Below are 12,144 nucleotides of genomic sequence, written 5' to 3'. Positions count from 1 at the left end.
GGTCGACCTTTGGGGCTATCCCGGATGACACGGCGTTGTTGCACAAACCAGAATCGGGCCGGAGCCCGCCGCGGCGGCGTAGCACGGTCGGGAACATCACAGCCTTCGCTCCGGCGGCGAAGCTTGGCAAACTCATGACGATGATTCTCGCTGCCTTGTGTATAGCACGTGAAAGCGGCCACCAAAAGGACGCGGCTCATCCTCCTGGTCCCGCTCCAGGCTTGTTGGCCTGGGGCCGGTTCGTCCGCCATGCGGCGGCGGAGAGGTCGAAGACGGGTCAAGGCCGTGCGAACTCGAGTACCGCCGCAGCGGCATCCGTGCCCGCCACGACCCACTCGTAGGTTCCTATGAGAATGCTTGGGGGATTAGGGCCAAGGTTGATCCCTGGCCGCCATGTCTATTTCTTGACCGGCCGCATAGTCCGGGCCATGCGAATGGCAGCCTGCATGTTTTGCGGGTCTGCCACGCCTTTCCAAGCGATGTCAAAGGCCGTGCCATGATCGACGGATGTCCGCAGGATCGGCAGGCCGGCCGTCACGTTCACCGTTTCGTGGCGTCCCAGCAATTTTGCCGGGATATGCCCCTGATCGTGGAACTGGGCGACAACGAGATCGTACTTGCCATCGACCGCCTGGGAAAAAACCACATCGCCGGGAACGGGGCCGGTAACGTCCATCCCCTCGTCGCGCGCCGCCGCGACCGCCGGCACGACGAATGCGTCGTCCTCGGTGCCGAACATCCCACCCTCTCCGGCGTGGGGATTAAGCGCCGAAACCGCGATCCGGGGGTTTCCAATGCCGGTGCTGAGCACGTGGTCGTGGCCAGCGCGGATGGTGCGCAGAATTCTTTCGACCCGGCACAGTTCGGCGGCCTTGGAGAGCGAAACATGGGTGGTCACGTGAATTACGGAGAACTGGGGGCAGGCAAGAACGGCATAGGACGTATCCACGCCGCACAGGTGGGCAAGCGCCCCGGTATGTCCGTTATAGGGATAACCCGCCTCGCGTAGCGCCGCCTTGTTCAGGGATGCGGTCACGATGACATCGATGTCTCCCCTCAGGGCCATCTCCACGCCGCGCTTGACACACTGAAAGGCGGCTTCCCCCGCAGCACCCGACTGGATGCCGTCGCGGATGGCGTCGCGGTTTTCCGACGGAACCGCTTCCAGACGAACCTTGCCCAAGGGAACGGCGTCTCCTTTTTCGACGAATGCCACGTCCGCCCCCACCAGCGCGGCAGCCCGACGCATGTAATGCGGGTCGCCTATCACGATGGTCGCCGCCCGATCCTCTGTCGACATCGCGGACAGAGCCTTGCAGATAACCTCCGGCCCGATCCCGGCGGGATCGCCCATCGTGATACCGAGCATGTTTCTCGTGCCCATGGCGCGCTGTCCTCCCAGATTTAGACGACACGAAACATATCACTAAACATGTTATGTATCACGAAAAATAAAAAAATATGTGTTATATCTACCGTCAATCATGATATATCCGGATGGGAAAGTGAAGAAGAACGGGGCTGAAATGGCCCGGGATGGCTGATCATGGGATTAAGCTTCGGTGGCGAGAGCCGCCTGCTGCTGACATTCTACGGAGACGATTTCACCGGGTCGACCGATGCCATGGAAGGCCTCGCGATGGCCGGTGTGCCGGCCGTTTTATTCCTCTCGCCGCCTGACGAGGAACAAATCGCGCGCTACCCCGGCGTCGCCGCGGTGGGTGTCGCCGGGACCAGCCGCAGCCGCACGCCCGATTGGATGGATCGGGAATTGCCTAGTGTTTTCCGCCGTCTTCGCGATCTCGGCGCACCGCTCTGCCATTACAAGACCTGTTCAACGTTCGATTCGGCGCCGACCGTCGGCAGCATCGGCCGGGCGGCGGAAATCGGCGGGGATGTCTTCGGCGGCGCCGTCCTGGTCCTGGTGGGGGTCCCCAAGCATAAAAGATTCGTGGTGTTTTCAAACCTGTTCGCCGCCGCTTCGTTTTCGGGCGACCGGGAAATCTTCCGGATCGACCGCCACCCGACGATGAGCCGCCATCCCGTAACGCCGATGACCGAAGGCGATTTGCGCCTGCATCTCGCCCGCCAGACCAGCCGCCGGATCGTCGGTTTCGATTTCCTGAAAATGCGCACCGGGGATGCAGATGCGGCGCTCGACCGCGTCATGGCGGAAGAAGCCGACCTTGTCGTTCTCGATACCTTCGACGAGGCGACCACACGCGTTGCCGGACGCCTGATCGCGGGCCGGGGGGCGAAGCGGCCGACGTTCCTGGTCGGATCGTCCGGCGTCGAATACGCCTTGACCGAACACCTGACCCAAGCCGGCCTGTTGCCGCTTCTGAAGCCGCCGGGCCCCACGCGCCCCGCAGAGAAACTGGCGGCGGTCTGCGGCAGTTGTTCGCCGGTCACCGAGGCGCAGATCCGGTGGGCCGAAGCCAACGGATACGTCTTACTGGGGATGGACACCGTCAAGGCCGTCGAAAGCGAGGAAAACCCCGCGTTCATGGGCGAGATGACGGACGCGGCGGTCTCGGCGCTGGAAACGCATGTTGGCGTCATCCTGCATACGGCACGAGGCCGGGAAGATCCAAGGATCGACCAGACGCGAGAGGCGCTGAGGAAGCGCGGCCTTGGCGATGCCGAAAGCGCGGCCGTTCTTGGCGGAATCTGCGGACGGATTCTGCGCGCTGTCGTTGCCAAAAGCGGAGTTCGCCGCGTGGTGTTGGCGGGCGGCGACAGTTCCAGTTATGCCGCCCAGGCGCTCGGCATCGAGGCGCTGGAAGTCGCGGCATCCCTGGTGCCGGGCGCTCCCCTTTGTTGCGTGCATGCAGCCGACCCCGTCGTCAACCGCCTCGAAATCGTCCTCAAGGGAGGACAGGTTGGCGACCCGGAATTTTTTGGCCACGTGCTCCGGGGGCACGTGGAAGACAAGGGATAAGACGGCGAGAAAAGGGAAACATCGGATGAAAAGAGTGGCTTTTTTGCACACGGGTTCGTTCCTGGTCGATCTATTCAAGAAGTTGATCGGCGAGCGCTATTCCGACCTTTCGACGTTTCATATGGTCGATGAAAGCCTGATCCAGGATCTGCTCGCCAATGGAGAATCGCCGGGAATCGTGCGCCGCATCGCCACCCATGCGGCCCTCGCCGAGAGCGCCGGGGCCGATCTTCTGGTGTTTACCTGTTCATCGACGTCGCCGGCCGTCAACGTGGCGCGCCAGATGGTCTCCATCCCCATCATCAAGATCGACGACGCGATGGCCGAAAAGGCGGTCGGCCTTGGGCGCAAGATCGGCGTGGTATGTACCACAAGCAGCACGGTCGGCCCGAGCACCGGACTGATCCGCGAGCACGCCGAGCGACTGGGCCGGACAATCGAAATCGAGCACCGGCTCCAGGGCGCGGCATTCGACGCCATCGTCAAGGGCGACCGCGAAACGCACGATGCCATCGTGACCAAAACGGCCGAGGATCTCGCCACGTCCTGCGATGTTGTGATCCTGGCACAGGCCTCGATGGCCCACCTGCAACCGGATCTGGAAAAGAGGCTCGCCGTACCGGTTCTGGCGAGCCCGCATCTCTGCGTCGAATCGTTGGCCAACTACCTGTGAACGGCAGGAACCCATACCTTTCTCGCGGCAGATAAAGAACGGCTGATCGCACTCGCCACAAGCCGCATTCGCGACCACGAAAGACCAAGAAGTCTCAAACCGACAACCAAGGGAGTTCACGCTGATGAAGAGCAGCTTACGGACGATGGCTTTGGCGGCGGCTGTTGGCGCCGTTACGGCAGGAACGATGGGCGACGGCCTTGCCGCCGATACCACGAAGATGCGCTACGGTCATATGAATGCGCCGGGAAGCGTCGCCGGCGAACAGGCCCAGATGTTCGCCGACCTGTTGGCGGAACGGACGAACGGTGCCATGAAAATGACCGTGTATCCCTCCTCCCAGCTCGGCAAGCTGCAGGAACAGGCGGAAGGCGTGTCCATGGGGTCGATCACCATGTCGCACAACACGGCGGCCGGGATCGGGTCCCTTTATGCCCCGTTTGCCGCGCTCGACACGCCCTATCTCTACCGCGACGTCGATCACCTGATGAAGGTCGTGGACGTCGACTCTCCGGTTATGAAGACCCTCAACGAGGGACTCATCAAAGCCGCCGGAACGCGCGTCCTCTATGCCTTTTATTTCGGAACACGCCAGTTGACCGCCAACAAGGCCTTCCCCTCACCGGAAAGCCTGGCGGGCACGAAAATCCGGGCCATTCCCTTTCCCATCTACATGAGCACCGTCGCCGGGTTGGGGGCGATCCCGGTTCCCGTCAATTTCTCGGAACTGCCAACGGCCCTGGCCACGGGCGTGGTATCCGGACAGGAAAACCCGATTGAAACGATCTATGCCAGCAAGATCTACGAGGTCCAGTCGCATATCATGCTGACCGGCCACATCATGGGTGCCGAGATCGTGGTCATCAACAACAAGTTCTGGGAGGGCCTGGATCCGAAATCGCGCGACATTATGGCGGCGGTCGCCAACGAAGTGCGCGTCAAGGCCACGAAGATGGAACTCCAGGCCGAAAAGGAAGACCTGGAAATCATGAAGAAGGCCGGTGTCACGGTCATCGGCGAAGCCGAAGGGCTGAAGCTGGCCGCATTCAAGGCCAGCGTACGCAAGGTCGTCCAGGAGCGCCTAGCCGACAAGTATGGCGATCTCTACAAGATGATCGAAGCCATCAAGTAAGGGTTCGTATCCCCGGGACCCGGCCCGCCATCGGAAGCCGGCCGGGTCCCGCATCGCCCCATCAAGAATGGGGCGGAACCGAAAACCAAAAGGGAAATCTCCTATGTCCGACGAACCTGGTGTCTCGTCTCTTTTCGGCGGCTTCGGAAGAGCGTGCGATGCCCTGGAGTGGGTCGCGATCCGGCTTTTGCTGATCTTAACCCTGCTTCTGGTCATTCAGGTCGGGGCCCGCAATTTTTTCTCTTTGGGCCTGACCTGGGCCGATGAACTGTCGCGCTACTGCGGGTTGGGAATCGTCTTTCTGACGGCTCCCGTCCTGGTTCGGCGCAATATGCAGGTTCGCGTCACCCTGTTCGTCGAAATGATGCCGCCGGTAATGCAAGCCATCGCGGAATTGCTCGCAAGCATTGCCGTCAATCTTTTCTGTCTGGCCTTCATGATAAGCGCGTACATGTTCATGTCGCATGCCTGGAGTTTCGTGACGCCGGCAATCGGCATGCCCAATATTGTTTTCTATCTTCCGGCGCTGTTGGGAATCCTGTTTTTCTGGATCGCCGCGGCGGAACAAACCATCGACTGCGTGCGGCGCATCAAATCCGTCAGGGACGGAGAAGCCCGATGATCAGCCTAGTATCCATGGTGCTTTTCATCGCCTTCATCATCGTCGGCGTGCCCATTGGTGCGGCCATGGGGTTGGCGGCGGCCCTGGTCATCGTCGTCGGCGACCTGCCCTTTTCGGTTATCGCCCAACGGATCGTCAATGCCCTGGATTCCGACTCCTTGCTTGCGGTTCCGCTCTTCATTTTCGCGGCCAATCTGTTCGATGCATCGGGCATCACCACTCATATTTTCAATTTCACCAAAATCCTGGTTGGCAAAATCCGCGGCGGGCTCGGTTATGTCACCATCTTGGCCAATTTGATTTTTTCCGGCATCTCAGGGGCCGCGCTTGCCGATATCGGTGGCCTGGGAGCCGTGCAGATCCGCATGATGCGCGAGCAAGGTTACCGGGACGAATTTTCGTCAGGAATCACCATGGCCGCGGCAACGATTGGGCCGATCTTCCCGCCCAGCATCCCGTTGATCATTTACGCGACGGCGGCCGAGGTTTCCTCGATCAAGTTGTTGATTGCAGGTGTCGTCCCGGCGCTTGTCATTGCCGCGTTCCTGATGCTGGAAGTCGCCTTGATGGCGAGATTCCGGGGCTTGCCGCGCGCCGAAAATCTGGGCGAAAGCCGGTGGCAAGTCGCCAAAATCGCATTTCCCGCGCTCCTGGCGCCAATCATCCTCATCGGTGGGCTTATCAGCGGCTTGTTCGGTCCGACCGAGGTTGCGGCCATCACAGCGCTTTACGGCGCGTTCCTCGGCCGGGTCGTCTATCGCAAGCTCGACTGGGCGAACTTGATCGAAGCCGCCCGCAAGACGGTTCTGGCGACGGCGAGCGTCCTGTTCATCGTCGGTTGCGCGGCGATTTTCGCCTGGGTGTTTACGATCGAACAGGTACCGATCAAGGTCAGCGAACTTCTCCTCTCGGTCAGCGCAAACCCACTCGTCCTGCTGGCCATCGTCAACATTGCTTTGCTGGTGATCGGCATGGTCATGGAATCGATCGCCGCGATTCTTATCCTGGCGCCGATCCTGGCGCCCGCGCTGGCCATGGTCGGCGTCGATCCCATTCAGTTGGGCGTCGTCGTCGTGCTCAATCTGATGATCGGCTTGCTGACGCCGCCCGTGGGCATGAGTCTGTACATGGTCGCCGTGGTCGCCGATATGCCGGTGGAACGCGTGTTGCGCGGCAGCCTGCCGTTCCTGATCCCGCTTCTGTTGTCGCTTGTTGTGGTCACCATGGTGCCGGCCATTACCACGTGGCTGCCGAACGTTGTGCTCTAACGGTTATGTGGCGCGGAAAGGAAATCCCATGACTCCGGACGGGCGAAGGCAGGAAATCGTTGCCATCGTCATGCGCGAGGGATCGGTGCAGATCGATTCCCTGGCCGAACGGCTAGACGTCAGCCGAATGACCGTACACCGCGACCTCGACCTGTTGGAGCAACAGGGCCTGCTGCGCAAGGAACGGGGCATGGCAACGGCGGAGAGTTCGCTGCTGTTCGAGAGCAATTTTCACTATCGCATTCAGGTCGCGGCAGAAGACAAGCAGGCGCTCGCCAAGGCTGCGGCCAAGCTGGTGGAGCCAGGCAGCGTTGTGATGATCGACGAGAGCACGACGACGCTACCGCTGGCGGATGCTCTTTCCGGCATGGAAGCCCTGACGGTGATCTCCAATTCCTTGGCCGTCCAGGAGAGGGTCCGCGACCTTCCGAACATCCGGATGCTTGCTCCGGGTGGGCTCTACAACGCCAAACAAAAGGCATTCTACGGCCTGATCTGCGAACACTCGTTCGGCAAACTGCGGGCGGATTGGGCATTCCTGTCCTCGTCTTCGGTCATCGGAACCTCGCTTTACCATCAGGAACAGGAAGTCATCCGGGTCAAGCGCGCCATCATGGATTCGGCGGAACGCAGGGTGTTGCTGGTGACGGCCAACAAGTTCTCGATCCGGGCATTGAACCATTACGCCGAACTGGCCGAATTCGACCATGTTTTCATCAAGGGGCCGATCGACGAAACGATCGTCAGCCGGCTCCAGCAAGCCGGTATTCACTTCGAAACGATATAAGAGGAGAGCATCTCCCATGCACGGGATGATCGGAAAACAAAGGCGGATGTCGCGGATCGTGGACCCGATGACCGGACGCGGCTTTGGCGTCGCGCTCGACCATGGCTTGCACTTGGGAAACTGTCCCGGCGTGGAACATCCGGAAGAAACGCTCGATCAGATCGTCGAAGCGGGCGTCGATGCGGTCATCCTGTCCGTCGGCACGGCGATTCGATACGGCGCGCGGATCGTGCGCGCCAACGGGCCGGCCCTCATTCTGCGTCTGGACCACACGACGATGTGGCGAGAGGGGGGCTTGGCTTATCCCGACGGCCATACCCGTTTGATCGCCTCGGTCGAGGACGCGGTCGCGCTCGGCGCCGATGCGGTCATCACCTATCTGTTCGTCGGACACAACGATCCCCAGCTCGAAGACCGTGCGTTCGAAGATTGCGCGAAGGTCAACGCGGCCGCGCATCGGGCCGGAATGGTCCACATCATCGAGACCATGGGCGCGCGCGGCGCGCGCTGTCCCGACATCGCGGACCCCGATCTCGTTGCGGCGCACACGCGGATCGGCATGGAATTGGGGGCGGATATCCTCAAAACAGACTGGCCCGGATCGGCGGAAGCACTCCGCCGGATCGCCGGCAGTCTGCCCATTCCGGTCATGCTTGCCGGGGGTCCCAACGGCGGATCGGACCGCGGGACGCTGGAAACTGTCGCCCAGATCATCGCGGGCGGCGGTGCCGGCGTTCTCTTTGGCCGCTCCATCATCCAGGCAACGAATCCGATGGCGGTTATGCGCGCGACCCGCGCGATTATCCACGATGGCGCTTCGGTCGATGAAGCGATGGCAACCGCAGGCATCGTCACCGACGCGGGTTGCGAAGCGAGCGACGGGTGATGGCGCGTTCGAGGCCGAGCTCGAGGGCGACCTCGCCGGCATCCTTGAGCTTTGCTCGGCAAGCGAAAGGCCCTCGCGGTTTTCGCCGGAGGGCCTTTTGGAATCAAATCTGGTTGCGAGGGCACGCAACCAACTGTCCCGAAACTATTCCCGCCCTTCCGAAAGCCTGGAGTTCCGCCGTTCTCTGAGTACGTGAACTTGTTCGGTCCGGGATAGGCACTGCGTGAGCGTGAGGGCTCTGGCAGCGACGGGTGCCCGAAACGCGCTTTCCTTTCAGTGCTTCAACTTTATTTTCTTGAACTTCGACACTTGCTCGGTGATGGCCCGCTCCACCGGAAGTCGCTCCATGCTCGAGGCCCCATAGAAGCCGTTGATGCCTGGCATGCGCTGCATCGCCTCCGCCACGTTCTCCGGTTCGTCGAAGGGCCCGCCGTGGCAGATCACCAGCAGGTCCGGACGGATCTTGCGGGCCGCGGCAGCGATCCGAAGCGTGGTGTCGATCGCTTCGTCCAAGGAGAACGCGTCGGCCGCACCGATCGTCCCCCCGGTCGTCAACCCGACATGGGCCACGATGATGTCGGCGCCGGCCTTGGCCATGGCCTGCGCCTCGTCCTCGTTGAAGACGTAAGGGGTCGTAAGGAGGTCCATCTCGTTGGCGAGGCGGATCATCTCCACCTCTTTCGCGTAGCCGAGTCCGGTCGCCTCCATGTTGGCCCGCATTTTGCCGTCGAACAGCCCGACGGTCGGGAAGTTCTGGACCCCCGAGAATCCCCGTTCCTTCACCTCGCGAAGAAACACCGGCATCAACCGGAAAGGATCGGTCGCGTTCACGCCGGCCAACACGGGCGTGTGCCTGACGACGGGAAGCACCTCGCCCGCCATCTCGAGGACGATCTGGTTGGCATCGCCGTAGGCGAATAGACCGGTGATCGAGACTCTCCCCGCCATGCGGTAGCGGCCGGTATTGTAGATGACGAGCAGATCGATGCCCCCCGCCTCCTCGCACTTGGCCGAGATGCCGGTCCCGGCACCGCCCCCGACGATGGGTATCCCTGCCTCGGTCTGCTCACGCAGTTTCCGCAGGATTTCCGTTCGTGTGATGGCCATTTTGTTTCCCCTTTTCCATCATCCGCAGCAGCGTATTCGCCGCCTCTTCCGAGAATTCCGCATCGTTGACGTTGTAATCCATGGGCAAAACCGGGATGTCCGGGCGGAGATCGGCGCGCAGCGCGTCGACGAAAGCCCGATCCGCCTCCGGCCACCAGAACGGCTTGCCCGGAGCATCCAATTCCGAAAACCCCTTCAACGGCACGAGGACGACCACGGGACCGCGGGCGGCAGAGAGCTTTTCAGCGAAAATCCGCCCCATGCTCGCGTTCTCCTCCGGGGTCGTGCGCATCAGTGTGACGTTGGGATTCCAGTGATGGAGTGTCCGTCCGGCATAGCGGGCCGGCACGGTTTCCGGCGCCCAGAAATTGCACATGTCGATGCACGCGGGTGTGACCACCTGGGGTATTCCCGCCCGTCCGGCCGCCTCCAGGCGGGTCGGACCGGCGCTCAAGGCCCCGCCGCATATCTCGTCCGCCCACTCCGTGGTGGTGAGATCAAGGACGCCGGCGAAGTATCCTTCCCCGATCAGCCGCTCCATGGTGCGCCCCCCCGTCCCGGTGGCGTGAAAGACCAGCACCTCGAAACCCCTTGCCTCCAGCAGGCCCCTGGCGTGGTCGACCGCACGCGTTGTGTTGCCGAACATCGATGCCGCTATGAGGGGACGGTCGCCGGCTTGGGGCGGGCTCTCCAGCCGCCCCTTCACCATGCCGCAGATCGCGGCCGCCGCATTCGCGAAGATCGTCCTGCTGATGCGGTTGAGCCCGGCAACATCCACGATGGACGGCATCATGATGATGTCGCTGGTGCCGACGTATGGACTGGTGTCGGCCGACGCGATGGTCGAAACCATGACTTTCGGGACGCCGATGGGTAGCGCCCGCATCGCACTGGTACCGAGCGCGGTTCCGCCGCCGCCACCCATGGAAACGATGCCGTCGAACCGCCCCTCGTCGAAGTAGCGCTTCACCACCGCCGGAAGCATCCGCGCCATGGCGTCGAGGGCCGTACCGCGATCGAGGTGATGCAATGCGGGAAGCGAATCCTTCCCCTCGGAGCAAATTTCTGCGGCGTCGACGTCGGGAGGAAACGCTGGCGTTCCCGATACGCCGGCGTCGAACACCAGGGTCTTGCAGCCATGCCGCTCGATTTCCGATTTCAGGAAGGCGAATTCCGCACCCTTCGTATCGAGCGTCCCCACTATCGCCACTGTTTTCATGGATTCCCTCCTTTACACCCCGAGGTACTTCTGCCGGAGTGCCAAGTCCTCCAGGAAAGCTTGGGCGGGCGACTCGTAAACGGTCTTGCCGCTCAAGATCACGTAGATGCGGTTCGCGAGCGCTTCCGCGACACGGATATTCTGCTCGACGAGGAGGATCGCGAGCCCCTCGCGCTGGAGCGCCCTGCAGGTTTCGATCACGCGTTCGTTGGCCACCGGCGACAGCCCTTCCGATGGCTCGTCGAGAAGCAGAACCCGCGGGTTGGTGACGAGGGCCCGCCCGATCGCCAGCATCTGCTGTTCGCCCCCGCTCAGGCGCGTTCCGCTGACGTGTCGCCGATCCCAGAGTTCGGGAAAGAGTTCAAACACGCGGTTCGGCGTCCATTCGTTCGGCCGATGCGTCGAGGCATAGGTCAGGACGAGATGTTCCTGCACGGAGAGGGATGGAAACAGGCGCCGCCCCTGTGGGACGTAGCCAATGCCGTGTGCCGCGATCTGAAAGGGCTTGAGGCCCGCCAGGTCCTCGCCGTTCAACACGATACGGCCGGATTTCGGCGCCGTGAGTCCCATGATCGCGCGAAGCAGCGTGGTCTTGCCCATGCCGTTCCGTCCCAGGACGGTGACGCACTCGTGCCCGACCGAGAGCGAACAGCCCTGAAGCACATGACTGTCTCCATAAGACGCGTGGAGATTCTCGAGAACGAGGACTGGCTCGGGAATCGAGGAGTCAGACATGTGCCTCCCCCAGGTAGATGCGCTGCACCATCGAATTCTTCTGGATCTCGCCGGGCGTTCCTTCGGTAACCACGACACCCCGATGCAGCACGGTAATGCGCTGCGCCAGCTGCATGACGATGTCCATGTCGTGCTCGATGAGGATGAGCGTGATGTCGGGTGCCATTGCCTGGATGAGCACGACCAGTGTCTGGCGCTCGGCCGGCGAAAGGCCCGCCGCGGGTTCGTCGAGCATCACCAGGCGCGGTCGCATTGCGAGTGCCATGCCGAGTTCGAGTTGGCGCTGAAGCCCGTGTGACAACTCTCCCACACGACGGAACAGATGATCCGCAAGGCCGACCCGCTCGGCCACTTCGCGATTCCAGGCCCGCTCCCCGGGCCGATCCCGCCACCCGCTAAGCAGGCTCAGGCCGAATCCGGTACCCGTGCCGCTTGCGAGGAACAGGCTCTGTTCGACCGACAACTCCAGGAAAAGCTGGGAGATCTGGTAGGTGCGCCCAAGCCCAAGGCGGGCACGACGCTGCACGCTGAAACGGGTGGCATCCCGGCCGAGAACGTGGATCTGTCCCTCGTCTACCGAAATTTCTCCGGTGATCAGGTTGAAGAGCGTCGACTTGCCGGCACCGTTAGGCCCGATCAGAGCACGCCGCTCGCCCACGGCGACGGCGATATCCACCCCTTGGACGGCCTTGATACCGCCGAAGGTCTTCGATACCTGCCGTGTGACGATGGCGTACTGCTGATCGGGGAGAGTCATGGTGTACCCTGCTTCCG

General features: G+C 62.1%; 12 protein-coding genes. 7 read left to right on the top strand and 5 right to left on the bottom strand.

What is annotated here, in order from left to right; translation table 11 throughout:
* Positions 1–397: 397 nt before the first annotated feature.
* Complete coding sequence (pdxA, locus tag ODR01_RS06885) at positions 398–1,384, bottom strand: 4-hydroxythreonine-4-phosphate dehydrogenase PdxA (RefSeq protein ID WP_316976889.1); 987 nt, start codon at positions 1,382–1,384, stop codon at positions 398–400.
* 162 nt (positions 1,385–1,546) lie between these two features.
* Here pdxA and ODR01_RS06880 point away from each other — a divergent pair, with 162 nt between their 5' ends.
* From ODR01_RS06880 to ODR01_RS06850, 7 genes are all read left to right on the top strand, one after another.
* Positions 1,547–2,941 (top strand): four-carbon acid sugar kinase family protein, encoded by a 1,395-nt coding sequence (locus ODR01_RS06880; protein ID WP_316976888.1) that lies wholly within the window; start codon positions 1,547–1,549, stop codon positions 2,939–2,941.
* Positions 2,942–2,966: 25 nt separating this feature from the next.
* Complete coding sequence (locus ODR01_RS06875) at positions 2,967–3,614, top strand: aspartate/glutamate racemase family protein (RefSeq protein ID WP_316976887.1); 648 nt, start codon at positions 2,967–2,969, stop codon at positions 3,612–3,614.
* Between the two features lie 124 nt (positions 3,615–3,738).
* The gene (locus ODR01_RS06870; protein WP_316976886.1) at positions 3,739–4,746 is read left to right on the top strand and encodes a TRAP transporter substrate-binding protein; all 1,008 of its coding nucleotides are present in this window, start codon (positions 3,739–3,741) and stop codon (positions 4,744–4,746) included.
* A gap of 103 nt (positions 4,747–4,849) precedes the next feature.
* Entirely contained in the window at positions 4,850–5,368 is a 519-nt protein-coding gene (locus ODR01_RS06865) for a TRAP transporter small permease (protein ID WP_316976885.1), read from the top strand.
* Positions 5,365–6,636, top strand: coding sequence for a TRAP transporter large permease (locus ODR01_RS06860; protein ID WP_316976884.1), 1,272 nt, complete (start codon positions 5,365–5,367; stop codon positions 6,634–6,636). Before ODR01_RS06865 ends, ODR01_RS06860 begins: the two co-directional genes overlap by 4 nt.
* 28 nt (positions 6,637–6,664) lie before the next feature.
* Entirely contained in the window at positions 6,665–7,423 is a 759-nt protein-coding gene (locus ODR01_RS06855; protein ID WP_316976883.1) for a DeoR/GlpR family DNA-binding transcription regulator, read from the top strand.
* Positions 7,424–7,439: 16 nt separating this feature from the next.
* Positions 7,440–8,309 (top strand): class I fructose-bisphosphate aldolase, encoded by an 870-nt coding sequence (locus ODR01_RS06850; RefSeq protein WP_316976882.1) that lies wholly within the window; start codon positions 7,440–7,442, stop codon positions 8,307–8,309.
* A 273-nt stretch (positions 8,310–8,582) separates the two neighbouring features.
* Here ODR01_RS06850 and ODR01_RS06845 read toward each other — a convergent pair whose 3' ends face one another.
* Genes ODR01_RS06845 through ODR01_RS06830 form a run of 4 tightly spaced genes read right to left on the bottom strand, consistent with a single transcriptional unit; the run spans position 8,583 to position 12,127 of the window.
* Complete coding sequence (locus ODR01_RS06845) at positions 8,583–9,416, bottom strand: phosphoenolpyruvate hydrolase family protein (RefSeq protein ID WP_316976881.1); 834 nt, start codon at positions 9,414–9,416, stop codon at positions 8,583–8,585.
* Positions 9,376–10,635, bottom strand: a complete 1,260-nt coding sequence (locus ODR01_RS06840) for a Tm-1-like ATP-binding domain-containing protein (RefSeq protein WP_316976880.1) — start codon at positions 10,633–10,635, stop codon at positions 9,376–9,378. Before ODR01_RS06840 ends, ODR01_RS06845 begins: the two co-directional genes overlap by 41 nt.
* Before the next feature lie 12 nt (positions 10,636–10,647).
* Entirely contained in the window at positions 10,648–11,370 is a 723-nt protein-coding gene (locus tag ODR01_RS06835) for an ABC transporter ATP-binding protein (protein WP_316976879.1), read from the bottom strand.
* Entirely contained in the window at positions 11,363–12,127 is a 765-nt protein-coding gene (locus ODR01_RS06830) for an ABC transporter ATP-binding protein (RefSeq protein WP_316976878.1), read from the bottom strand. The genes ODR01_RS06835 and ODR01_RS06830 overlap by 8 nt, the downstream gene beginning before the upstream one ends.
* Positions 12,128–12,144: the final 17 nt, after the last annotated feature.

Origin of the sequence: Shumkonia mesophila (genome assembly GCF_026163695.1) — a bacterium.
Taxonomy (GTDB): Bacteria; Pseudomonadota; Alphaproteobacteria; order Rhodospirillales; family Shumkoniaceae; genus Shumkonia; species Shumkonia mesophila.
The sequence above is the reverse complement of the archived record's forward strand: the minus strand, read 5'-3'. Positions and strand labels throughout refer to the sequence as shown.